This window comes from Streptomyces sp. BB1-1-1 (assembly GCF_031597775.1).
Classification (GTDB): domain Bacteria; phylum Actinomycetota; class Actinomycetes; order Streptomycetales; family Streptomycetaceae; genus Streptomyces; species Streptomyces thinghirensis.
Genome location: NZ_CP134203.1, coordinates 2,920,198 through 2,943,730 on the forward strand (window position 1 = coordinate 2,920,198; position 23,533 = coordinate 2,943,730).

General features: G+C 68.8%; 17 protein-coding genes and 1 pseudogene. 3 read left to right on the forward strand and 15 right to left on the reverse strand.

Translation table 11 applies throughout. From position 1 onward, the window contains the following. Positions 1 to 38 precede the first annotated feature (38 nt). The gene (locus RI578_RS13390) at positions 39 to 1,007 is read left to right on the forward strand and encodes a helix-turn-helix domain-containing protein (RefSeq protein ID WP_310871299.1); all 969 of its coding nucleotides are present in this window, start codon (positions 39 to 41) and stop codon (positions 1,005 to 1,007) included. A 21-nt stretch (positions 1,008 to 1,028) separates the two neighbouring features. Here RI578_RS13390 and RI578_RS13395 read toward each other — a convergent pair whose 3' ends face one another. The 10 genes from RI578_RS13395 to RI578_RS13440 form a co-directional block, all read right to left on the reverse strand. Then, entirely contained in the window at positions 1,029 to 2,405 is a 1,377-nt protein-coding gene (locus RI578_RS13395) for a cytochrome P450 (protein ID WP_310871300.1), read from the reverse strand. Further along, positions 2,402 to 3,493: an epi-isozizaene synthase gene (cyc1, locus tag RI578_RS13400; protein WP_310871301.1), complete on the reverse strand. Its 1,092-nt coding sequence runs from the start codon at positions 3,491 to 3,493 to the stop codon at positions 2,402 to 2,404. Before cyc1 ends, RI578_RS13395 begins: the two co-directional genes overlap by 4 nt. 249 nt (positions 3,494 to 3,742) lie before the next feature. Then, on the reverse strand, positions 3,743 to 4,393 hold the full coding sequence (gene def / locus RI578_RS13405; protein WP_310871302.1) for a peptide deformylase: 651 nt from the start codon (positions 4,391 to 4,393) through the stop codon (positions 3,743 to 3,745). Between the two features lie 150 nt (positions 4,394 to 4,543). Further along, positions 4,544 to 5,524, reverse strand: coding sequence for a hypothetical protein (locus RI578_RS13410; RefSeq protein WP_121749133.1), 981 nt, complete (start codon positions 5,522 to 5,524; stop codon positions 4,544 to 4,546). Between the two features lie 114 nt (positions 5,525 to 5,638). Further along, complete coding sequence (locus RI578_RS13415; protein ID WP_310871303.1) at positions 5,639 to 6,934, reverse strand: metal-dependent phosphohydrolase; 1,296 nt, start codon at positions 6,932 to 6,934, stop codon at positions 5,639 to 5,641. Beyond that, entirely contained in the window at positions 6,931 to 8,256 is a 1,326-nt protein-coding gene (locus RI578_RS13420; RefSeq protein ID WP_310871304.1) for an HD-GYP domain-containing protein, read from the reverse strand. The genes RI578_RS13415 and RI578_RS13420 overlap by 4 nt, the downstream gene beginning before the upstream one ends. Before the next feature lie 133 nt (positions 8,257 to 8,389). Continuing rightward, on the reverse strand, positions 8,390 to 8,701 hold the full coding sequence (gene rsrA / locus RI578_RS13425) for a mycothiol system anti-sigma-R factor (protein WP_310871305.1): 312 nt from the start codon (positions 8,699 to 8,701) through the stop codon (positions 8,390 to 8,392). Then, a complete protein-coding gene (gene sigR / locus RI578_RS13430) occupies positions 8,698 to 9,381 on the reverse strand; it encodes an RNA polymerase sigma factor SigR (RefSeq protein ID WP_003973756.1) in 684 nt (227 codons plus the stop codon). Before sigR ends, rsrA begins: the two co-directional genes overlap by 4 nt. A 278-nt stretch (positions 9,382 to 9,659) precedes the next feature. Then, positions 9,660 to 10,328, reverse strand: coding sequence for an alpha/beta family hydrolase (locus RI578_RS13435; RefSeq protein ID WP_310871306.1), 669 nt, complete (start codon positions 10,326 to 10,328; stop codon positions 9,660 to 9,662). Beyond that, positions 10,300 to 11,115, reverse strand: coding sequence for an SOS response-associated peptidase (locus tag RI578_RS13440; RefSeq protein ID WP_310871307.1), 816 nt, complete (start codon positions 11,113 to 11,115; stop codon positions 10,300 to 10,302). The genes RI578_RS13435 and RI578_RS13440 overlap by 29 nt, the downstream gene beginning before the upstream one ends. Before the next feature lie 875 nt (positions 11,116 to 11,990). On the opposite strand from RI578_RS13440, the gene RI578_RS13445 reads away from it, so the two are divergent. Next, positions 11,991 to 12,980 (forward strand): AAA family ATPase, encoded by a 990-nt coding sequence (locus RI578_RS13445; RefSeq protein ID WP_310871308.1) that lies wholly within the window; start codon positions 11,991 to 11,993, stop codon positions 12,978 to 12,980. Further along, the gene (locus RI578_RS13450; protein ID WP_310871309.1) at positions 12,973 to 15,615 is read left to right on the forward strand and encodes a S8 family peptidase; all 2,643 of its coding nucleotides are present in this window, start codon (positions 12,973 to 12,975) and stop codon (positions 15,613 to 15,615) included. Before RI578_RS13445 ends, RI578_RS13450 begins: the two co-directional genes overlap by 8 nt. A gap of 228 nt (positions 15,616 to 15,843) precedes the next feature. On the opposite strand, the gene RI578_RS13455 is transcribed toward RI578_RS13450, so the two are convergent. The 5 genes and pseudogenes from RI578_RS13455 to RI578_RS13475 form a co-directional block, all read right to left on the reverse strand. After that, the gene (locus RI578_RS13455) at positions 15,844 to 17,082 is read right to left on the reverse strand and encodes an IS110 family transposase (RefSeq protein WP_310875754.1); all 1,239 of its coding nucleotides are present in this window, start codon (positions 17,080 to 17,082) and stop codon (positions 15,844 to 15,846) included. A gap of 346 nt (positions 17,083 to 17,428) precedes the next feature. After that, on the reverse strand, positions 17,429 to 19,684 hold the full coding sequence (locus tag RI578_RS13460) for an ABC transporter permease (RefSeq protein WP_310871310.1): 2,256 nt from the start codon (positions 19,682 to 19,684) through the stop codon (positions 17,429 to 17,431). Next, the gene (locus RI578_RS13465) at positions 19,684 to 20,394 is read right to left on the reverse strand and encodes an ABC transporter ATP-binding protein (RefSeq protein WP_310871311.1); all 711 of its coding nucleotides are present in this window, start codon (positions 20,392 to 20,394) and stop codon (positions 19,684 to 19,686) included. The genes RI578_RS13460 and RI578_RS13465 overlap by 1 nt, the downstream gene beginning before the upstream one ends. An 84-nt stretch (positions 20,395 to 20,478) precedes the next feature. Then, complete coding sequence (locus RI578_RS13470; protein ID WP_310871312.1) at positions 20,479 to 20,856, reverse strand: hypothetical protein; 378 nt, start codon at positions 20,854 to 20,856, stop codon at positions 20,479 to 20,481. Positions 20,857 to 21,385: 529 nt separating this feature from the next. Then, positions 21,386 to 22,562: pseudogene (locus RI578_RS13475) on the reverse strand (IS3 family transposase). Positions 22,563 to 23,533: the final 971 nt, after the last annotated feature.

A 23,533-nucleotide genomic window follows, 5' to 3' on the forward strand; every position in this document is an offset into this window, starting at 1 on the left:
ACCTCGATTTCCTGCCACTTCCGAGGCACACTGGGGGCATGCTGCAGAACGTGGCCGCCGTCCTGCTGGACGGCGCGCATCCCTTCGAACTCGGTGTCGTCTGCGAGGTCTTCGGCATCGACCGGAGCGACGAGGGTCTGCCGGGGTACGACTTCGCGGTGGTCTCCGCGGAGGGCCCGGAGCTGAGCACCCATGTCGGCGGGCTCACCGTCTCCACGCCGTACGGGCTGGACCGGCTGGAGGAGGCCGACCTGATCGCCGTGCCGGCGGGGAGCGACTATGCCCGCCGGGAGTATCCGCCGGAGCTGCTGGACGCCCTGCGGCGGGCGGTGGACCGGGGCGCGCGGGTGCTGAGCGTGTGTTCCGGGGTGTTCGTGCTGGGCGCCGCCGGGCTGCTGGACGGGCGGCGGTGCGCGGTGCACTGGCACCACGCGGCCGAGCTCGCCCGGCAGTACCCGCGGGTCGCCGTCGCGCCCGACGTGCTCTACGTGGACGAGGACCCCGTGATCACGAGCGCCGGCACCGCCGCAGGCATCGACGCCTGTCTGCACATCGTCCGCAAGGAACAGGGGCCGGAGGTCGCCAACCGGATCGCCCGGCGCATGGTCGTACCGCCGCACCGGGACGGCGGTCAGGCGCAGTACATCGAACGGCCGCTGCCGCGCTCCTCCTGCGACACCGTCGGCGAGGTGCTGGCCTGGATGGAACAGCACCTCGACGAGGAGGTCACCGTCGAGCAGCTCGCGGCCCGGGCGCACATGTCCCCGCGCACCTTCGCCCGCCGCTTCCAGCAGGAGACGGGTACGACTCCCTACCGCTGGATCCTGCGCCAGCGTGTGCTGCTGGCCCAGCGGCTGCTGGAGGCGACGGACGAGACGATGGACGCGATCGCGTGGCGCACCGGCTTCGGTACGTCGGCGGCGCTGCGGCACCAGTTCGTCCGGGCCCTGGGCACCACCCCGCACGCCTACCGGCGCGCCTTCCGGGGCCCGGAGGCCGTCGCCTGAGCCGCCGCGCCACCGCGCCGCTCACCGTGCGACGGGCCTGACCAGCAGGTCGTGCGGCCGCAGGGTGATGCCGACCCGGACCGCGTCGTTCGAGCCCGCCACCTGCTCGAAGCGGTACTTCGTGGCGAGCGCGGCCGTGATCAGCGTCAGCTGCGCCATGGAGAAGTGGTCGCTGGGGCACTTGCGCTTACCCGCGCTGAACGGCTTCATGGCGTATTTCGGCACATCCGCCGCACGGTCCGGAATCCACCGGTCCGGGTCGAACTCCAGGTTGTCCGCGTACGACTTCGCATCGCGTTGGATTGCGTACGGACTGTAGATGATGTCCGACCCGGCCGGAATGCGATAGCCACCGAGTTCGGTCTCGACCACCGCGCGCCGCGTCAAAATCCACACGGCGGGACGCAAACGCATGGCCTCCACGATGACATTGCCGGTGTGCGTGAGCCCTCGGACATCCTCGAATGCCACGGGGCGTCCGCCGGTGACCGCTACGACTTCGTCGCGTATGCGGTCGGCATGTTCCGGGTGTTCGGCAAGTGCCTGCAGCAACCACATGATCGTGGAGGCGATGGTTTCACTGCCGGGGGTGAGTATCGCGACGACCTGGTCGTGGATCTCCTGTTCCCCGATGGGGTCGCCATTGTCGTCCTTCGCCTCCAGCAATGCCGTCAGCAAATCGTCCGGCTTTTGACCGGATGCGCGGCGCTCGGCGATGATCTCGTCGACCAGGAGGTGCAGATCGGCCAGCGCGTTGTTGAATTCGCGGTTGGCCGGGAGCGGCAGCCGGTAGAGCGGTCCGAGCGGGACCACCATGCGCCGGTACATGCCCCGGAAGACGGTGGCGAGCGCGACGCACAGCCGCTCGGCCCGCTCGTCCATGTACTGCCCGCGCAGCAGGCAGCGGGCCGCGACGCGCACGGCGACGCGGAAGGACTCGGAGGTGGCGTCGACGGTCCGCCCCGGCTGCCAGCGCTCGGTGAGCGCGTGCGCCTCCTCCTCCATGATCGGCCCGTAGGCGGGGATCGCGTCGAGCTTGAACGCCGGCTGGATGGTGCGCCGCTGGCGGCGGTGGAGCGGACCGTTGGCGGTCGCCACGCCCTCCTTGCCGAGCAGGCCCTCCAGCGACTCCCACAGCGGACCGGCTATGTGGTAGTCGGGGCTCAGGGCCAGGGCGCCGGTGAGCTCCGGGGCGGTGACCGCGTAGACGGTCTTCGGGCCGAGCTTGATGCGAACGATGTCACCGTGGTCGCGCAGCTGGGACATGAAGGCCAGCGGGTCGCGGGCCAGCCTCCAGCCGTGGCCGAGGAGCGGGACACCGCCACCCGCGACGGGCGGCTCGCGCAGCTCCGGTGTGGTTTCGGTCCGGGTTTCGGGGTTGACGGACTCGACGGTCATTTCTCACCTGCCGCTTCGTTGTTGACGTACGGGGGCGTGGACCGGTCGTCCCAGCTGTCGACCATGTACCGGCCGGACTCGTGGTGGAACCAGTAGACGGAACTGAACCAGTTCCGCATATTGCCGACGTTGGCCCGTACGGCGCCGCTCAGTTCCTTTCCGCGTACGGTGCCGTTGTCGAGTTCGTCGGCGAACCGTAACGCGTCCTGTTCCACGGCGAGAAAATCGGTGATGCATTCCTCGACGCGTCGCCTTACTTCTCCGATGGCTTCTTCCAGGGTCAGTCCATGATGTGTGATGAGACTGATCCCGAGATTGTGGACCTCGTCGCCCGCTATTTCCTTGGGCAGTGAGCACAGGTCGTTGTACCAGGCGGCGAATTCCTGGCTGAGCAGTGCCGCCCGGCGATATGCCGGGTGTTTCCGAACGGCGTCCGGCAGTTCGCACCCCGCGCTCGGCTCCAGCAGGTCGGTCCAGATCCAGTGCGCGAAGGTGAGCCGGCGCAGTTCGAGGTACTCCTCGACGCCGGGCACGATGCCATGGGTGCGGTTGTGGAATTCCCGGTCGTAGGCGTCGATCACCGCGTGGAAGTGCCGGGCGAACCGGGCGTTCCACGTCGCCGGCGGCGGCAGGAAGGCGTAGAGCCGCCGCACACTGTCGGCGAACCCGGCGACCAGCGTGTCCTCGTGGTGCAGATGGTCCCGGGGTGAGTCGAGTGCCGCGTGCAGCTGGTTCCGCAGTCGCCGCCAGGCGGTCGGACGGCCGTGGACGATGTCCCGGTCGTGCCGGTCGTCCCAGACGAAGAACCACGCGCTGTAGTCCGCTATCGCCTGCATGACCTCGTCGGGGGCGCCCAGGTAGTAGCCCGCCATGAGGTCGGTGTAGCACAGGCCGTCGGCATATTCCTCGACCTTGTCCGCCGGCATGAGCCGTTTTTCGAGCAGCCAGGTACGGGTCTTCTCCTGGAGCTTCGGCCAATACGGGTGCAGTTGCCGGGGAAATGCCGCCTCGATCACCGGAAGGCGCAGCGATGGCGGTACTGCGATCGCGGTCGGTGTCGCTGTGGTGCCGTGTGAGAAAGCATGCACGAACAAACCCCTCTCAGCCGCCGGTGGCGCACCCCTCTCGCTGAGCGAGGCGTGCGCCGTTGCGTATCCCCGCACTTCCTATTCAGCACCACAACTGACCGATCTGGGAACGGATTTGCTCCATTCACTACCCCACGGTGCCGGAATTCTCCTGGTGTGTGGCAGGTTCCGGCAGACGAACGGCGCCCGCTCGGATGAGACCCGAACGGGCGCCGTGCGCACGGAGGATGGGTGGCAGGTGACGTGGTGTCAGTCGTTCGCGACCACGGGGTAGCGCGGCTCGTTCTCGGCCATCTGCCGCAGCGCGTCCTTGCGTTCGCGCTTGGAGAGCCGGTCGATGTAGAGGTACCCGTACAGGTGGTCCGTCTCGTGCTGCAGACACCGTGCGAAGTATCCGGTGCCGCGCACCTTGATCGCGTTGCCCTTCTCGTCCTGCCCGGTCACCTCGGCGTAGTCGGGGCGGGCGAGCGACGCGTAGGCGGTCGGCACGGACAGGCAGCCCTCGTTGCTGTCGTCCAGGCTGCGCCGGTCGGCGGGCAGTTCGACGAGGACCGGGTTGCAGACCACGCCGACGTGCCGGACGCCCTCGTCGTCGGGGCAGTCGTAGACGAAGACCTTCTTGCCGACACCGATCTGGTTGGCGGCCAGGCCCACACCCTCGGCGGTGCGCTGGCTGGCGAACATGTCCGCGACCAGCTGCTGGAAATCCTCACCGAAGTCGGTGACGTCCGCGCACTCCTTGTGCAGCACCGGGTTGCCGACCACCGTGATCGGACGCGAGGTGCCGCGCTCGCGCCAGGCAGTCTCGCGCTCCTCGCAGTCCTCGGTGTCGACGACGAACCCCTCGTCGTCCACGGGGAGCACGCCCGCGTGCTGCTGATCGGTGTCCTGCTGGGCCATGACCGACGTATGCCTTCCGGGATGAAACAGGGGTTGATGCCTGATACAGGGTACGGGGGGCGCGCCCCGACGGGGCGCGGGACCGTGTCGATATGCGGCTCCGCCGCGTGGGCCCGACCAGCCACGGCGGACGGACGACGAAGAACGACCTCAGCAGACCTCTTCCAGATCCCGCCAGTCACGAGAATCCGGACTGTCCGCGACCCACCCGTCCAACAACCCCCTCACCAAGGCAGCCGGCGCAGCCACCCCGCACTCCCGCTCCGGCACCCACAGCTGCCCGTCGGTGCGGTGGCCGAGCGGCCCCGGATGTCCCGGTTCGCTGTGGTCGTGCGGGTCGAGGTGCTCGCCCTCGCCCTCGTCGGACGGCATCCGTGACTCCGAGCACATCCGGCACAGCAGCCGGACCGACGACGACCAGTCCTCGGCGGCGAAACCGGCGTCCGCGGCGAGCTGCTCCAGGGCGTCCCGGTCGGACTCGGTGGCGGCCTCCAGGAGGACCACCCAGGTGGGAACGGGCGACGGCGCCCACAGCTCGATCTCGTCGAAGACGGGATAGGCGTGCCCGGCGGTGGTGGTCCGCTCCCCGTGCGGCACCCCGTCGTGCAGGACGACCTCGCCCCAGCGGCGGCCGGAGGACGGCAGCGGGATGGACAGCACCTCGATGCGGGCGGGGTCCAGCCGCCGCCCCCACACGACCTCGGCCTCGCCCTCCGGGGACAGTCGTACGGCCGCGCTGCCGAGGTCCATGCCGAGCGGCTCACCGGCGTCCGTCGCGTCCCCCGGGGTGCGCAGTCCGTAGGCCTGCCACGCCCTGCGGGCCAGCGGCCAGTCCTGGAGGGCGGTCGCGGCGATGCCGACGTTCCACCAGTCGGGTGCGCCGATGTCCCGGTCGAGCAGCGCGACCGCCCTCAGCCCTGCCGCCCTGGCCTGCTCCCAGTCGTGCCGGAACTTGTGCAGCAGGGCGAGGTTGAACCACGACTCCGACAGCCAGGGTTCCAGGTCGGCGGCGCGCGTCAGCAGAGCGCCCGCGTCCTCGTAGCGACCGTCGCCGATCAGCGTGAACGCGCGGTCGGTGGCCTGCCGCCAGGAGGCGGAGGGCCGGTGCCGTCCCTTGCCGAAGATCCTCACGATTCCCGCCTGCCAGTTCCGTTCTGTGGGCTGGCTGTGCCTTCCCGCGCCCCCGGACACCTTCTCCTTCGCATCCAACCACGTACGGCTGGAAGGGCGCTCATTACCCATGGGTTACCCAGCCGCGGGCGAGGTAAGACTGCCGCGTGCGAGCACCCGGGCCAGCGCTTCCACGACGTCCGGAGCGTAGTCGCCCGCGGTGGCCAGGCGCAGCTCCTCCAGTGCCGTGAGGCCGCCGCCCGGCCCGGCGTCCCTCGCCTTCTCCTCGTAGGCGTTCACGGCCCGTACGATCCGCGCGGCGACCGGCTGCTCCCGGCAGGGGTCGGCCTGCCGCTCCACCACCACCGCGACGGCCGCGTCGACCCCGGTCTGGCGGACGACGGCCCCGCCGAGCAGGGCGATCCGCCGCTGCTCGGCGGCGGGCAGGCCGGCGGTGGCCCCGGCCGGGACCGGGTCGACCAGGCTCAGCTGGCCGATGTCGTGCATGAGGGCCGCGTACTCCAGCACGGTCAGCTCGGCCCCGGACAGCCCCAGGTCCCGCCCGACGGCACCGCTGAGTTCGGCGACGCGGCGGGCGTGCCCGGCCGGGGTGTACCCGGCGATCTCGGTGGCGCGGGCCAGGGAGGCGATGGTCTGCCGGTAGGTGGCCCGGACGGCCGCGTACCGCCGGTAGGAGAGCTGGGTGAGCAGCAGCGGCACGCAGAAGACGGGGAGCGCCCACAGTCCCGCGACGGCCACCGCGAGCGCCATCACCGCCCCGGTCGCGCACACCGCGGACGTGATCCCGACCATGCCGCGCAGCTCCTCGCGCAGCAGCGGACCGAAGGGCCACCCGGTGCGGGCGTGCGCGGGTGCCGCGGCGAGCACGGCGTCGCACAGCGCGGTCAGGGCGAGCAGCGCGATCAGCAGCAGCGCGTAGGCGGGGCCGCTCCAGTCGCGGAAGGCGCCCTGGTTGGACAGCGGCTGGAAGCACACGGCGGCGAAGGCGACGGTGAGCACGCGCCGCGCGAGATGGTCCAGCACGGGGCCGCCGCCGCGCGCGATGTACGGCACGCTGCCGAGCAGCGAGGCGGCGAGCACGACGGTGACGGTCTGGGCGACGCCATGGTGCGTGGGCTGCCCGGCGACGTCCCCGAGCAGCGCGTACGCCAGCGCCCCGGCGGCCCCGAGCGGCGCGGCCTCCCGGGCCTCGGTCCCGGCCCGCCGGATGACCTCGCCGAGGGCGACGAGGACGCCGAAGGCGAGCGCGACGGGCCGCTCGGCCGGCCCCGACCACAACACGGCGGCGAGACACACGAGCGCGAGGAGCCCCGCGCCGACGGGGACCAGGAGAAGGACCACCGGGGACCGGGACGCGGCCCGCGGCCCGGCCTGGAACGGGGACCAGGGCCGGGGCTGGTACGACGTCATGACGCCCCCCTTCCGACGCTGTCCCACGCGCCCTCGCCCCGGCCCGGGATCACGCCGGCGGGAGCGACCGGCGTACCGTCCGCCGTCACCGCCGGACGCCAGCCGTGGCGTCCCAGGGACCGGACCAGCGCTCTGACCATCCGTGGGTCGAACTGCGCCCCGGCGCACCGCTGGAGCTCCTCCACCGCCGCCGCGACGGGACGGGCCCTGCTGTAGGACCGCGTGGACGTCATCGCGTCGAAGGCGTCGGCGACGGCCACCACCCGGGCCGACTCCGGGATCCGGTCGCCGACCAGGCCGTAGGGGTAGCCGCTGCCGTCCAGCCGTTCGTGGTGGTGGAGGACGGCGGCCCGCGCCTCCCCCAGGAAGCGGATGCCGCGCACCATCTCGTGCCCGTACTCGGGATGCAGCTCGATCACCCGGCGCTCCTCGGGCGTCAGCGGCCCGTCCTTGCGCAGCAGCCGGGTGGGCACCCCGAGTTTGCCGACGTCGTGCAGGATGCCGGCGAAGCGGAGGGTCTCGACGCGCTCGTCGTCCATGCCCAGCTCGCGGGCGATCATCATCGAGGCCTGGCCGACCCGCTCGCTGTGCCCGCGCGTGTAGCCGTCCTTGATGTCGACGGCCTGGACGAGCGCGCGGATGGTCGCCTGGTGCGCGGCCCGCTCCCGGTGGTACTGGGCGAACGCCCACCACGCCACGCACATCGGCAACAGCACGAGCAGCGCGGCGACGGGGCCGTACGGGCTGCGCCACAGGACGGCCATCATCAGACCGGCGAGCCCGTGCACGGCGATCGGCGCGAGTGATCCGGAGAACAGCCCCCGCCAGGCCCGCCGGGCCGGCACGCGGTCGGCGAGCACCCGGATGCCGCCGTCCAGCAGGGTCAGTACCAGGCAGAACGCCAGTACCGCGGCCCCGGCCGGCACGAGCGCGTACGGGAAGTCGGGCGCGACGACCGCGTCCCGCCCGCCGCACCCCCAGTGGACCCGCGCGGCGGCCCACACGGCGAGCGTCAGCTGCGCGGCCCGCCAGACGCGCCGCAGGGCGAAGGGCCGCTGCGCCACCGGGGACAGCAGGGCCCCGGGCAGCGCCACGAGCGCGGCGGCGGGCGGCGGCAGCAGGAAGGCCCCGGCGAGCAGTACGGGATAGCAGGTCCCGACGAAACGGGACCGTGCGACCAGTTCGGAGCCCGCGTACAGCCCGGCGAGGAGCAGTACGGCCCACCAGGGCGTATGCACCTGCGGCAGGGGGCGCAGGCAGACCAGGGCGGCGAGGACGACACCGGCGACGTACGCGTGTGCCCGCGCCGGTACCGCGTCCATGTGCCCCTCCCCCGGCCATGCCTGTCAGGCTCCGGAGCCTAGGACTGCGGCAGGGGGAACGCGGGCAGATAACCCGCGGATTAGCACGTACGGGTGACGTGATGCGTCACGGGCCGGCCCGGTCGGGGTCGGCTCAGGACTCCTGCGCGGCCGGCGGCGCGGCCGTGACGTCGTGCTCGGGCACGGACTGCCCGGAGCGGATCAGGTCGATCCGGCCCATGACCTTGGAACGCAGGTCACCCGGCACGTCGTCCTGTCCGCAACACCGCTTGACCAGCTTCTTGACGGCCTGCTCGAGCCCGTACTTCTCCAGGCAGGGCGAGCACTCCTCGAAGTGGTGCTCGAACTTCACGCAGTCCGAGTCCGGCATCTCTTTGTCGAGGAACTCGTAGAGATGATCGAGGATTTCGCTGCAATCCGTCTCGTGCGGCTCTCCGCAGCTCATGACCCCGAGCCTTTCGCTTCGTTCGACTCTCCGGCGCCGGCCGGGACCAGGCCGCGGTCGCGGGCGTAGTCCTCCAGCATGCCGCGCAGCTGACGGCGTCCACGGTGCAGCCGGGACATCACCGTACCGATGGGTGTCCCCATGATGTCGGCGATCTCCTTGTAGGCAAAGCCCTCTACATCCGCCAGATACACGGCGATGCGGAACTCCTCGGGGATCGCCTGGAGCGCCTGCTTCACGTCCGAGTCGGGCAGGTGGTCGAGCGCCTGCGACTCGGCGGAGCGCAGACCCGTCGACATGTGCGACTCGGCGCGCGCCAGCTGCCAGTCCTCGATCTCCTCGGCCGCACTGCGCTGGGGTTCGCGCTGCTTCTTGCGGTACGAGTTGATGAAGGTGTTGGTGAGGATGCGGTACAGCCACGCCTTGAGGTTGGTGCCCTCGCGGAACTGGTGGAAGGACGCGTACGCCTTGGCGTAGGTCTCCTGCACCAGGTCCTCGGCATCGGCCGGATTACGCGTCATGCGCAGCGCGGCCGAGTACATCTGGTCGAGGAACTCGAGCGCGTCCCGCTCGAAGCGCGCGCTGCGCTCCGCGGTCGACTCCGCGCCCGTGCCCCGGCCCTCGGGCTGCTCCGCCTGGCCGTGTTCGGTCCCTGCGTCGGTCCCAGTGACCGGACCCACCTCCTCCAGTGTTGTCGTGAAACCGAGACCGGTCTCACTCGAATCGGAGGATAGACGACCTGCGGTCGGGGACGCTTGCCGATCCGGTCCGCCCGCCGCCCGAATGGGGGCGGTCTTGGCGGCGTGCAGCACGGTCCAGTCCAGGTCGGCGCGGCTGCTGCGACTCGGGCAGAAGGCTGAACCCATGCGGCGGACTTCCTCTCCTACGGCGTCGGTGCTGATTCTCAGCAACGTATGTCCGCCACAACAGTGGGCGCACGCCGGTCATTCCCGGGCGTTCACCCGAGTGAGCCGACCCACTTCGCGACACCCTCGGTGATCAGTTCCAGAGCCTGTTCCCGCGTGGTCTCCGCCCGCTTGGGCACGGCGAAGCCGTGGTCGCCGTGCGGGACCTCGATCAGGTCGTACGCCCCTTCGGGGAACTCGTGGGGCCTGCCGAACGGGTCGTTGCCGCCCTGTACGACGAGGGTGGGCACGCCGGTCCCGAGCAACTCGTCGGCGCGGGACTTCTCCGGCTTGCCGGGTGGGTGCAGCGGGAAGGCGAGGGCGAGGACGGCATGGGCGCCCAGTTCGGCGGCGGTGCGGCAGGCGACCCGGGCACCGGCGCTCCGGCCGCCCGAGATCACCGGCAGCCCCGGCGCGGCGAGTGCGGGCCAGATGCCCCGCCAGCCGACGTCCAGCGTCTTCGGCGCGGGCGCCAGCTTCTTGCCGGCCACCCGCCACGGCTGCTCGACGAGGGCGACGCTCACACCGTGCGCGGGCAGTGCGGCCGCCAGCGCCCGCAGGTCGCGCGCCTCGATGCCGCCGCCGGCGCCGTGGCCGACGGCGAGGACGAGGCGGGGCTTCTTCGCCGGGTGCCAGGTGACGCGGGCGGGGCCCGCTGCGGTGTCGATGCTCTCGGTGGTGTCGCTGGTCACATCAGAAGAGTGTGCCCTCTTCCGGAGCATCGAGCTCCTTGAGCAGCTCCGGTCCGTTGTTTCGGACGCTGCTCACGGCCGTGGAGACGGGGAACGCCCGCATCAGTCCGGCGGGCGGCGGTGCCAGCAGCGAGGTCAGTTCGTCGGGGTCGGTGCGCGCCGGGTCGAGCCAGTCGTCCCAGCGGTCCGGGGTCAGCATCAGCGGCATCCGCGGGTGGATGTCGGCCAGGGCGTGAGGGCCGTCGGCCGGGGCGACGGCGAGCTGTGCGGTCTCCGCCTCGGTGGTGATCACCGAGCAGGTCACCCACCAGGACCGCGGGTGGTCGTCCGGCAGCGTCTTGTCCCGCCAGAACTCGTACAGCCCCGCCATGGCGAACACGGACCCGTCGGCAGGGGTCACGAAGTAGGGCTGCTTGCGGGGCCGCTTCTTGCGCCCCTCGACCTCCAGGTCGCGCTCCTGCTTGCCGGTGACCCACTCGTAGTAGCCGTCGGCGGGCAGGATGCAGCGCCGGGTGGTGAACGCACGACGGAAGGACGGCTTCTCGTGGACGGTCTCCGCGCGCGCGTTGATCATCCGGGCGCCGCCCTCGGGCGTCTTGGACCAGGAGGGGACGAGGCCCCACTTGAGCTTGCGCAGCTGGCGAACCGGCTTCGGGTCCTCGACGTCTTTCAGGGGGCGGTCCAGGACGGCGTAGACCTCCTTCGTGGGGGCCACGTTGTAGTCGGGCTCCAGAGTCTCCTCCGGCTCCCACTTCTCGATCTCGAAGATTCCCGCGAGATCCTCGGGTCGACGACTCGCCGCATACCGTCCGCACATATGGAGAACCCCTTTGACCTGCGGAAATATCTGTTCAGTCAGCACCAAGTCAGCACAGTGCTGGCCAGCGTCACATCCATCCCCTTGACCGCCCGGCCAGTGGCGTCCGGCGTAAGGTGCCCGCACGTGTCTGCCCCTTGATGCTCCTGTGCCCCGGCCACCGGGACATGTGCAAGAGTGACAGACCGCTACCGAGCACGGGCGAGGCGAACCAAGTCGCAGGTAGTGACCGTGACCAGTCGTAACCCAGGGTCTTCATAACCTTACGGAACACAGACGAGTAGTCCGAGGTGGTGACCAGGGTTCCAGTGATCGTCTAAAGGAGAGCACCGCCCGAACCGGTGCCACAGCGGACCACGTGCTCGCCCACGGCCTCGGCCAGGTCCGTCGCCAACGGAATGTCCCGCCTGTGCCCCTTCGGCGCGCCCTTCACCCAGCCGTGGAGAGACCATCCGCTTCCCGCCCCATCCGAGGGGCGGCGGGTGGCACAGCGCCGCCGGCCGAACGGGATCTTCGGAGCGAGCGCTCGCTTCTCGCAGGCAGATCCTCGATCCGGAAGCAGGCTGAGAAACTGAATGGAGGCGGGGCCTGAGAGGGGCGCCGAGCACCTAGGTTGCCTGCACTCGGCCCTTGCTCGGCATACATGATTCGGGCATCACCGGCAGACAAACCTGCCGCGGCCTGGATTACAGATAGATCCCAGGCCAGCAGGCTGCGCGAGTTCCGGCGCCGCGATCCGCTCATTCGGACATCACGGCCAGTGGACGATCCGGGCAGCAGCCCGGAGCCCAGGGCCGTACGATGCAGGCGCAGGGACCCGCTGATTTGGGTATACCTCTTCTTACAGGCAGTCCACATCGGAGGGTGACAGGCGTATGGCGGCGAACGCCGATCACCTGAAAGCTCTTGTGCGGGCGCACTCCGAAGCCAACGACGACCTCTTCTACAGCGTCGCTCTACAAGTTGCGGCGAAGTCCGCCCGCCAGGGGCAGGGAAAGTTCGCCGTAGAGCTGCGCGAGCTGGTCGAGGCCGCCCAGCAGAGGCAGGGGAAGCCGGTCACCCAGCAGCGTGCCGCTACTCCGGTGGTGCAGCCCCGCGGTGAGCTGACCAGTCTCCTAACGGCAGGCTATCCGGACACCCAGCTCGACGACATGACTCTGGACGCCGGACTGCGTGCCTCGCTGGATCGTGTGCTGCACGAACAGCGGCAGCGTGCACGGCTCGAGCGTTTCGGCTTTACCCCGGTGCACCGCATTCTGCTGTCCGGGCCTCCCGGGACGGGCAAAAGCATGACGGCAGCGGCGCTGGCGGGAGAGCTGAAACTGCCCCTGTTCACCATTCGTCTGGACGGTCTGATCAGCCGGTTCATGGGCGAGACCGCCGCCAAGCTGCGTCTGGTCTTCGACGCCGTGGCCCAGACCCGTGCGGTCTACCTGTTCGATGAATTCGACGCTCTGGGAGCCGAACGGGCAGCAGGCAACGACGTCGGCGAAGCCCGCAGGATCCTCAACTCATTCCTGCTGTTCCTCGATGAGGCGCCCTCTGAGAGTCTCGTGGTCGCTGGCACCAACCACCACCAGCTTCTGGACCAGGCTCTGTTCCGCCGCTTCGACATGATCGCCACCTACGGCTTTCCCACCGGGGAGGAAGCTGTACAGGTGCTGCAGCGACGTCTAGCCGGAATGGACACAAGCACACTACGGTGGGGGCTCGTGACAGAACGTGCATCGGGCCTGAGTCACGCCGAGCTGGTCAAAGCGGCGGAAGCAGCGGCCAAACGAGCCATCCTGGCTGACCGGGACGTGGTAAACGAGCAACTGCTGCTGGAAGCCCTGAGCGAGCGGCACGCCACCCACCATGCCTGAGCCCAACTCTTCCGCACAGCTCAGTCCGCACCTGATCGTACCCTGGGAGGCCGCCACCCTCACGCCGCGCTCCGAGGCTGCCGGCGGGAGCGGTCCGGACCTGGTTCAGCACACGGACCGGCAGAGGCATGCCGACGCTTTGGTGGACGGGCTGGAGACGGCCCGCCGTGAGGCAACCCAGCTCATGCAACAGGTTCCCGAAGACCGTCAGCCTGACGGTTTCGCGGTGCGCATCGAGGCGGCTCGCGACCATCCTCTGAGCCTGGAGCGCCTGGACGCATCTGGCCTGACACTCATGAGCAGCCACCCGCAGACCGAGAACACTCAGCAGGACGCACTGGTCTGGATCCCCTTCGACAAAGTCACCTCGTTCACCCAGCGGATCGCCGATTTCACGGACAACACCCCCGGCGGTAACCCAAAACAGGCCCCGTTGGTGGCCAATATGCAACAGGTCCAACGGGCTCTGCTGGAGCACCTCTGGCAGGAGCGGCAGGTTCTGCCGCCACTGGACGAGGAGCGGTGGTGGGAGTTGTGGTTCGATCCGCTGATCTCGCCGACGGCGGTTGCCACCTTGCGTTCCCTGGCCGAAGATCGTCGCTGGCAAGTCAGTGAACGGGCAATCCATGTCGGGGAACGCCTGGTGGCTCACGTCGCGACGACCGCTAGCGAGCTGGCGTTCCTGTTGGCCACGAACGCCTGCCCTGCTGAGATCCGCAGTCCTACCTTCGCCGAGGGCCTCTACACCGTCGACCGCGAATTCCGCGTGGACCTGGTCAAGGATCTCGCCACGCGCATCGAGCCGGCCGCACCGGAAGCCCCGGCGGTATGCATCCTGGACACAGGGATAGCCCAGGAGCATGCCCTGCTGAAGCCCGCGCTGCACGAGCGCGCCTACAGTGTGCTCCCCGGCAGCACGCCGGCCGACCGGATCGGGCACGGCACGCAGATGGCTGGGCTCGCCCTATTCGGGGACTTCGCCGCAGCCCTTGAATCACAAGGTCCCGTCGTACTCGGTCACGGCCTTGAGTCCGTGAAGATCCTCAACGATGTTCACACACCCGACGTGTCCCCGCGGACCTGTGCGGAGACCACTGCGAACGCGGTCGCGACCGCTGAGATCGGCAACGGAGGCCCCGCACCCTCGGGACGGGTCTTCTCGATGGCTGTCACCCGGGAGTCCGGGGAAGGAGAGAACGGCGTAGACGGCACAGCGACCCTGTGGTCGGCCACGCTGGACGCCCTGGCGGCAGGCACGGACGTCGCCGTCCGGGACGACCGGATCGAACTGGTCGGAGCGCCCGATCCTGAAGCCTCACGCCTGATCATCGTCAGTGCTGGCAACATCCGCGGTGCTGTCCCCCACCAGATGCGTCGCGACGACGGCACGCTCGATCCGCTGCTCCTCTCCGACCTGTCGCGCATCGAGGAACCCGCCCAGGCACACAACGTACTCACCGTCGGGGCGTGCACGCATATGGACGCCGTCCCCGATTCCGCCCTGTTCAGCGGATTCCGTCCTCTGGCGGCTCCCGGTGCCCTGTCCCCCTTCAGCCGGACATCGGTGGCGCTGACCAACGGCTCCATCACCAAGCCCGACATCGTTCTGGAGGGCGGCAACATGCTCGTCGCCCCTGACGACAGCATCCTGGACCCACACGATCTAGTGAGCGTGGCGACCACCCACCACAACCCGGCGCGTCAGCTGACCTGGACGAACGCCACGAGCGCTGCCACGGCCCAGGCGGCTGCGCTCGCCGCCACGGCGATGAGTACCTACCCCGGGCTGCGGCCGGAGACTGTTCACGCCCTTCTCGTGCACGAAGCCCAGTGGACCCCGGCCATGGTCGAACAGGGCCTGTTCAAGAAGACCGGCGCCCCCAAACTCGCCAAGAGCGACGTGATGCGCCAGGTGATCCGCCGGTACGGGTGGGGCATGCCCACCGCCGAGCGTATCCGCAGCAGCGCCTCGAACGCCGTCACCATGATCATCCAGAACACTCTGGTGCCATACAAGGTCAAGGGCGGGCAGGCTCGTCTGGCCGAACTCAAGCTGCACGAGCTGCCCTGGCCCCTGGAACAACTGCGCGACCTGGCCGAGACCACCGTCGACCTACGCGTGACGCTCGCCTACATGATCGAGCCCAATCCCGGCCGACGCGGCATGCTCGACCGCTACAGCTACGCATCCCACGGCCTGCGCTTCGCCATCAAGGGCTCCGCCGAATCCGGCGACTCCTTCCAGAGGCGACTGGCCGAACAGGCCGAACACGAAAGCGACGGCCTTGGCAACCCCAAGGCATTCGAGTCCAACAGCAGGTGGCTGGTCGGCCCCCGGGCCCGCAACCTCGGCTCCCTGCACGCTGACATCTGGCGCGGATCGGCAGCCGAACTCGCCGACTGCGGCACGCTCGCCGTCTACCCCGTCGGAGGCTGGTGGAAGGCGAACAGGCGCAACGACCGCATGGGCCTGCCCGTCAGCTACGCCCCTCTGATCTCCCTGCGCACACCGGAGGTCTCCACCGACCTGTATACGCCCATTGCAACTCAGCTCGGCGTATCGATCGGAGTGGCTCCACACGCCCAGACCGAAATCGTGGACGGCATCCCGATTCAGATGGAATTCGGCTGGTAGCTTCCCGGGCGAGTTCGGTCGAGGCCGAGCTTGACCCGACCGCGCCCACGTGGGGCTTCCCTGTCGGCAGCCAAGCGCACGCCCAGGCCGTCCAAGCACGAGCGTGCCTTCCCGACCCGCGCTGCGAACGCGGGCCTACTCGGTGACCATCACAGGGTCATTCGGGAAGGTACGGCCTCCGCATGCCCTTCCGGGGCTGATCCACAGACATCCGAGCTTGGTAAGAAGTCAAGCTGCGAGCGTCACCGGCGCTGTGGACGCGGCGGGAAACGCCTTGCCGGGATCGAACCTCTGACCGGTCTGCAGGCAGTGATGGAGGCATCCCAGGAAGCGGTTGAAGACGTTGCGCATCGCGGCGGTGTGCCGGTCTCCGAGGTCCCGGCGTCGGTCGTATTCGGCCTTGACCTGTGGGGATGGCAATGCGCCGAAGATCCATACGTAGCCTGCGGCGGCCAGGCGCTGGTTCTTCACCCGCCGGTGGCGCACAAGGTGGCTCTTGCCGCTGGCGATGGTGACCGGCGCCGAGCCGGCATACGCCTTCAGGGCACGGGCATCGGCGAAGCGGGTGCGATCGTCACCGATCTCGGCCAGGACGCGTGCGCCGGTGAGCGGGCCGATCCCGGGAAAGCTGCCCAGGATTTCGGCGTCCGGATGCGTGGCGAACGCCTCGGCCGCGGCCTCGGCAAGGTCGTCGGCTGCCCGGCAGTCGGTATCCAACTGGGCGACCAGCGCGAGGGTTTGCCGCCCCATCGCCTGCTCGACGAGCGGCGGCTGGTGCAGGTAGTCGCCGGTGAAAATGGTGCGCAGCCGTTCCACCCAGACCTCGATGTTCCGCTGCCGTCCGGATCTGCGCAGGGCAGCCCGCAGCTGGGCACGGGTCAGGCGGGCGGCGGCGTGCGGGTCGGGTGCCGCGGCGAGGACCGCGCGTGCTTCGCGGGAGTCCAGGCCCACGCCGCGGACGGCGAAGGCCGCGAGGGCGGCCGGGTAGTACTGCTTGAGGTGCGAACGCAGCTGGTTGTTGAGCTGGACGCGGTTCCAAACCGTGTCCTGCTGGGCGCGGGCGAGGACGGCGATCGCCCGGACCAGTTCGGAGTCGGCGGGCAGCGGCCGGTGCACGTCGGCGTCGGTCCGCAGGATGTTGGCCAGTGTCATCGCGTCGGCGTGGTCGGACTTCGCGCGGGCGCTGCGGTGCCGCTCGCGATAGCGAGCCACCGCCATCGGGTTGATCGAGTACACCTTGCGGCCGGTGGTACGCAGGCAGGCGAACAGCAGGCCGCGGGCGGTCTCCACCGCGACCGGTATCGGGGCCTCAGCACAGTCACCGGCTTCTGCGAGCAGGGCAAGCAGCTGGCGGAAACCGCCCGCGTCGTCCTTGATGCGCTGCTTGGCGACCAGCTTCCCCGTCTCGTCGACCAGCGCCACGTCGTGGTGGTCTTCCGCCCAGTCGATCCCGCACGTGATCGTCAACTTCAAGCTCCCTACTTCTTCGCTCGCCTGGTATGTGAGCCTGCGCAGGGCGCGCCGCGACCTAATAGGAGGGCTCGATGGCCCGACATCCGATGAGCAGTTCGCAGCCCCAGCTCCCCGCACGGTCCCCGGTCTCTGGAAGGAGCTCGGCGGCTCGCGTGGTGAGGGAGGGGTGGCCGTACGGACGGCTCGGGTCACGATCATGACGTCATCGTGGAGATGTGCGACGTACTCCGGCAGATGCACGGTAACGGGGCCCTCTGCCTGTGGAGAGGAGTCCGGCTCCAGGTCTTGAGTAGGGGTCACCCGCCACCGTGCACTGCTATTAGGTCTTGAGCATTGCTCGTCAGTCACCGCGCGGGCGCCAACGGCGGGCCTGTCGCACCGCGACTGTGCTTGCCCACAACCACATGAGAGCCCCGACAGCCAGGACGGTAGAAGCAGCCGACATGGTCAACTCGTGGGTGAGGAAGGCGTCGTCGCTTGTGGAAACCGGATCCGCGAGGCCGGCCGCGACAGCATTCCCAGCGAGCGCCGCCAAGAGGAGCGGCATAAAGACGGACCAGCCGGCACTCGTGCGGAAGACGCGGAGTCCACCGGTGAGTACGGACAGTGGTGCGAGTGCCCGGCCGTGACGAAGGAACTCCGCCATGGCACTGAGGCCGGCGGTGACCGTGAGCACAGCGACGCCGATCAGACCCAGCAATGTACTCCAACGTCCCTGGTCCCGGTTGGGGATGCCAGCGGTCAGTTCGTCCTCGCCCGGGGCACTGGCCCGCGCTCCGCGCGGGAGCACCTCGTGGGCCAGCTGCTTGACAGCGGCGACGGGGACGGCCGCCCCGTCACGACGTACGAGCACGAGAGAGGAATTCTCAGCGGATTCGGCTGCGCGGTGAGCGAGTTCACGAAGGTCGGTACGGCGAATCTCCGTCACCAAGGTGTCGTGCGGGGTCCATCTGATCAGTTCTTGCAGTCTGGGGTCTTGCGGCGCCCCGTTGATGCGGGCTGCGAGTGCAGGGCACTCGAGGTGCAGGGCGACCAGGGCCGGGCAGTCGCCGTAGAGCCTCATAGGGCCAGTGCCACCACTGCCGCCGCCCGACCCCGCAAGGAGGAGGGCTTCGGTGTTGTCCGGCAGGCGGTTCAGGAACGTGGTCATGGCCCCGTCCGACACCTTGCCCCGGACACCGACGGACAGGGCGCTCCTTCCTATTCGATCGAGAGTGTGCTGCGCGTCCGCGCTTTGTGAGCCGAACAGCCCCTGCCAGGCGACCGCTTGCAGGAGAACGATCAATGCCACCGTAATGCCGGTGATCAACCGAGCGGTGCTGCCCGGATAGGTGTTCGCACGGCGCCCTGCCACAAGGGTTCCAGCCAAACCGCGTGACTGCCCCCAGCGGGCGATGACCCGCCCAGCAGCCGCGGTGGCGACCGCCATGGCCGCCGGCAGCGTCAGGATCGTACCCGCAATGCCTGCCCAGCTGACCAGAGCACGCGGCCCGGAGTCGGATCCGACGAAGTCAGGACCCCGCACAGCCACCAGAAACATGACAGGGAACAGCGCGGCAAGGCGCGGCAGCCAGGCCGAGGCGACCTGACTGTAAGGCCGAGTCCCCATCGCGCCCCGACGCGGGGCCAGCTCGGCAACGACAACAGCCGCGAGGACCGCCACAAGGACCGCAACGGGTACGAAAACGACCCACCAGCCGTACTGACGCAGATACTCGGAAGACAGAACATATCCGGTGAAAGGAATGCGAAGGTCGTCGAGCATGGCCCACGCCACAGCCGCCCCGCCGAGCAACGCACCGAGCAGCACCGGATATCCGGCCTCACCGACGGCCACCAAGGCGCGATCCGCCCGCCGTCCGCCGAGCGCGGCAACCAGAGCGGTTCGGCGATCGCGAGCGTGAGCCCCTGTACGCACGGCGATCAGCAGCAGGGCCAGCCCCGGCAGTCCGAGCATGCCGGCCACGGCAGCCAAGAACATCCACTCGGATTTGTCATCCACGCGCCCCGAACCGGGCTCCAGACCAGGCGCGAACAGCCCGTCGACCGCCGACCCGAACCCAACAATGACATCGCTCGGCCTTTTGTCGCTGAGGCCGTCACGCGGGCGGACATAGGCGAGCCATTCCGTCGGCTCATCGAGGCCGGACATCTTGATGGTGCCAGCCAGTTCGCCGTAGCGGCGATCGATGCCCTCGGCCGCCCCCGCCTCCCTCAAGGCCGGCGACAGCACGGCCTGCCCGGGTGCCGGCCATCGCTCCACGCCCGGCGGCAGAGGCGCATCGCCCTCGTGCGGAGCCAGGAACACGACACTGAAACGCCGCTCGTTCACAAGCGAGTCGGAGCCCACCAACCAGGTGGTGGACCCTTGGCCGCCAGCGCGCACCTGAACCACCGGAGTTCTCGCGACCCGGCGCTCCTCCTTGCCCACATACACGGCATGGACCGCTGCCAGACCGGCCAACGTGACGGACAGGACCACAGTGGCAAGAAGGAGAGCAACGAAACGGACGCCTCCCGCCTCCGCCCGTCGACCGGCAGCCCGCCCGACCGTCAGGAGCCGCTGCGGAAGGTTGCCAGCACTTGCGCCGACCATCACTGCGCCCCACCTGCAACGGCCGACGCCAGGACACCGGCCGAAAGGTGCAGCGTGCGGTCCGCACGGGCAGCAATGCCCGGATCGTGGGTGACCACCAACAAGCCGCACGCATACTGCCGCGGTAGGCCGAACAGCAATTCGGCAGTCCTGTCCTGAGCCTCGGAGTCCAGCGCCCCTGTCGGCTCGTCCGCCAGAAGCAACGCTGGCTCGTTTATGAGCGCGCGGGCCACCGCCGTACGCTGCCGCTCTCCACCGGAGAGCTCCTGGCTCGTCGCAGCCCGCGGAACTCCCAGGTCATCGAGGAGCTGCTGTGCCCGCTCCCGCACCTCCAAGCCGCGGCCGCCACGGGCCAGTAGTGCCGCCAGGTACACATTGTCCAGGGGACTCAGTTCCGGGAGAAGCTCACCGAACTGGAAGACCATGCCTATGGACTGGGCGCGCAAACGGGCCAGCTTTGCCTGCCGAAGCCCAGTGACGGCCGCACCGGTCACAGCCACCGATCCACTGTCAGGCTTGATCAGGCCGAGCACACATGACAGGAGCGTGCTCTTCCCAGAGCCGCTCGGCCCCGTCACAGCGACCGACTCACCCGCCCCCAGGGAGAGCGAGAGGCCGTCGAACAGCGTCCTCCCACCTATCGCATAGCCGAGGCCCGCTATCTCCAGTACCGGCTGCGGTTCCGCCGCCTCACCATGTGCCCTGCCCACTTGCCCCACCCTCACTGTGCTCTGTCCCCCCGACATGCGGTAGCGGTGGGGCGCCCCGGAGCGCCCCACCGCATCATGAATGCCTCAGCGCCCGTCGCCAGGACGGTCGTCCGGGCCGCACCGGTCCGGCGTGTTGTTGAGGTTGACGCAAGCGGTCACCTTGGATATGTAGTTGGTGAAGTCGCCGCTCGAGTACACGGTGGTTCCCTCACCACTGCCGTTGTCCAAACGCTTGCCTGTGTTGTACCGACGGTCGTACAGGCTGTACACGGCGTCCCCGTCCACGGCCTTGTCCTTGACCGCCACGGACGAATTGGGCTCGTCGCTCCATGTTGACGCACCAGTGGTGGTCGAGTACAGGTTTTCTCCGGCGCCGCCGGCATAGGCCGAACCGACCCCGGAGAGGGCGACCACGGCAACGCCGCCCACCAAGATCTTGCCGACATTCTTACTGATTGACACAGCTTCTCCCGTTGTTGTGCGTGATCAGAACTGCGGCCACCGCAGCGATCCATCACCCGCCGTGACCGCATCGCCACGCTGCCATCGCACCGACCCGGCTTCAACCCCCTTCACTCCCGACGCCGGAAGCTCGCTGTCCACTTCAACCACCGTCCGTCATATGCCTCACGCCGAATGTGCACATCGGGTGAAATCGCACACACGTTGAACACACCTAGTAATCTCAAGTTCACCTGTTAGTTAGATCACGCTAGAATTCGGCCACATCTTTCGGCCGTGCCTCGCATCCCGCATCTTCGCAACGGATATGGGTTCGATGTCGCGGTGGAAGAACGCACACCACAACTGCCACCTGATCTTGTTTTCCTAGTTCAGCGATCTATTGCCGGCGATCCTCGCGCCACTAAATTCACCTCGTGCCACGCAGTCCGCCCGCTCATTGCTCACTAGTTGCGCGAAAATGAGTCACCAGCTCGATATTGTGGCCTAAATCTTCCGGGGCTGCTGCAGGACCGGGTGACAGTGGGGTTTATGCAGCCAGGGCTGCGGGTGGGGTCATGATGGTCTCGTACTCAACGGGGTCAATCGGGCCAGGCGTTTCTGGCACCGGCGGCGGTGGTAGGTGCGCTCGATCCAGGTGACGATCGCGATTCGCAGTTCCTGGCGGTGGCCCAGGTGCGGCGGTTGAGGACGTTCTTCTGCAGCAGCGCGAAGAAGCTCTCCATGGCCGCGTTGTCGCCGACGGCCCCGACCCGGCCCATGGAGCCGACCACGCCGTGACGTGCACGGACTGTGACGAACTACCGTGAGCGAAGCTGCGACCGGCGATCGGAATGAACAGTGCATCCGGCGACCTGACCGCGGCGGGCGACGGCTGATTCCAGGGCTCTCACCGCGAGGCCGGACTGCACCCGGGCATCGATGGAATAGCCGACAATGCGTCCGGAGTACACGTCCTTAACCGCGCACAGATACAACCTGCCCTCGCCGGTGGCGTACTCGGTGATGTCCGTCAGCCACAGCCGGTTCGGCCCCGTCGGCGGTGAAGTCCCGCCGCACCCGGTCACCGTGGACCGGAGGGTCGGCCTTGACGTTCTTGCCCGGCCTCTGCGCTTGCCGAACGCGCTCCACCAGCCGTTGTCCGGGCAGATCCGCCAGGCGGTCCGCTCGGCCATCGGCTCACCAGCGGCATGGGTCTCGTCGAGGAGGAAGCGGTGACCGAGCTCGAGGTCGTCGCAGTGAGCGTCGAACAGGGCGTCGGCACGGCACGCCTCGGCGAGCTCGGTGGCGATGACCGACCGGGCCAGCCACCGGTAGTAGGGCTGGCGGTCCAGCCCGAGCACCCGGCACGTCACCGCCACCGGCACCCGGTGAGGAGCAGCGGCGGCGGCCAGCTCGCGGACGAGCGGGTACATCATTTTGACGGCAGGTTCGCCTGCGACAGATAGGCCACAGCCCTTCTGAGTACCTCGTTCTCATGCTCCAGCAGCCGGATCCGTTCCCGGGCCTCGCGCAGTTCGGCCGACTCACCCGACGCCGGTGCGGACCTGGCGCCCTCGTCGGTTTCGGCACGGCGCAGCCACTTCGACAGCGTGATCGGGCGGACGCCGAGGTCGGAGGCGATCTGTTCCAGCGTGACGCCGGGCTCGCGGTGCGCGCGACCCCACGACGTCCTCGCGGAACTCAGCCGGATACGGCTTGGGCACTGCAACATCCTTCTAGGCCGCCCCTCAGCAAGCCAGGTCAGGTGTCACCTATCCGTGCAGCAGTCTGTCTACGCACGGTGCGGTCTCAGTTCTCGCAGGGCTCGCCCACCACCAAGCTTGCGGACTTTGCGCAGAAGCTCCCCCCTTGCTGCGCCTCCCATCGTTTGGCTGTTTCACATAGTCTTGTGAATATGGGGGGTAGATCCTGATGCTCGACGCCACGTCCTACGCCGTTCACCGCTTACCTGAGTGCTCTCCTCCGGGCAAGTCGCCCTCCTTGCGTCGCTCTGCCGCGCCAGAGTGCCGCCATCGAAGCCGGCATCGGTGACCGTCAGCTCGCCCCGTCCCACCACGCCGGTGGTCCTTGCTACATCTGCCGGCCCTGCCCACTGGAGGCAGGTGGCCTCGTGGGCGCCTCCGATCGTCGGGCTCGTCCTCAGCCTGTGGGGGATCACGGGCCCCTCCCCATGGACCGATGAGATCGTCACGATGGACGTGGCTCGCCGCCCCTGGCCTCAACTGGAGCAGATGCTGGGGCAGGTGGACGCGGTGCACGGCCTGCACTACGTCCTGATGCACCTGACCGGACGGGTAGCCGGAGTCAGCGAATTCACCATGCGATTGCCCTCCGCTCTCGCACTGGCAGTCGCGGCAGCCGGCCTCTCGTGGCTGGGGCGGCTACTAGGGGGTTCACGCCTCGGCTTGTACGCCGGGCTATTCATCGCCGTCCTGCCGACTGCGTCGCGGTACGCACAAGAGGCCCGCTCGTTCGCCTTCGTCATGGCGGTGGCAGTGTTGGCTACGTGCGCCCTGGTGAAGACCATGGCCGGTAGTCGGTGGTGGCCGGCAGGGTATGCCGTACTGATAGCTCTGCTGGGCTGGTTAAACGTGCTGAGTCTACTACTGGTGGGCGCCCACGCATTGACCGTTGTGCTACAACGCCCCATCCGGCGAGTGGTCTTACGCCTGCT

Bases quoted from the DNA above. Each gene is read 5' to 3' on its own strand.
- def (WP_310871302.1), bottom strand. From the start codon at position 4,393: ATGGCCCAGCAGGACACCGATCAGCAGCACGCGGGCGTGCTCCCCGTG.
- RI578_RS13450 (WP_310871309.1), top strand. From the start codon at position 12,973: ATGCCTGAGCCCAACTCTTCCGCACAGCTCAGTCCGCACCTGATCGTA.
- RI578_RS13460 (WP_310871310.1), bottom strand. From the start codon at position 19,684: ATGGTCGGCGCAAGTGCTGGCAACCTTCCGCAGCGGCTCCTGACGGTC.
- RI578_RS13420 (WP_310871304.1), bottom strand. From the start codon at position 8,256: ATGGACGCGGTACCGGCGCGGGCACACGCGTACGTCGCCGGTGTCGTC.
- RI578_RS13415 (WP_310871303.1), bottom strand. From the start codon at position 6,934: ATGACGTCGTACCAGCCCCGGCCCTGGTCCCCGTTCCAGGCCGGGCCG.
- RI578_RS13390 (WP_310871299.1), top strand. From the start codon at position 39: ATGCTGCAGAACGTGGCCGCCGTCCTGCTGGACGGCGCGCATCCCTTC.
- RI578_RS13440 (WP_310871307.1), bottom strand. From the start codon at position 11,115: ATGTGCGGACGGTATGCGGCGAGTCGTCGACCCGAGGATCTCGCGGGA.
- rsrA (WP_310871305.1), bottom strand. From the start codon at position 8,701: ATGAGCTGCGGAGAGCCGCACGAGACGGATTGCAGCGAAATCCTCGAT.
- RI578_RS13395 (WP_310871300.1), bottom strand. From the start codon at position 2,405: ATGACCGTCGAGTCCGTCAACCCCGAAACCCGGACCGAAACCACACCG.
- RI578_RS13445 (WP_310871308.1), top strand. From the start codon at position 11,991: ATGGCGGCGAACGCCGATCACCTGAAAGCTCTTGTGCGGGCGCACTCC.
- RI578_RS13435 (WP_310871306.1), bottom strand. From the start codon at position 10,328: ATGCTCCGGAAGAGGGCACACTCTTCTGATGTGACCAGCGACACCACC.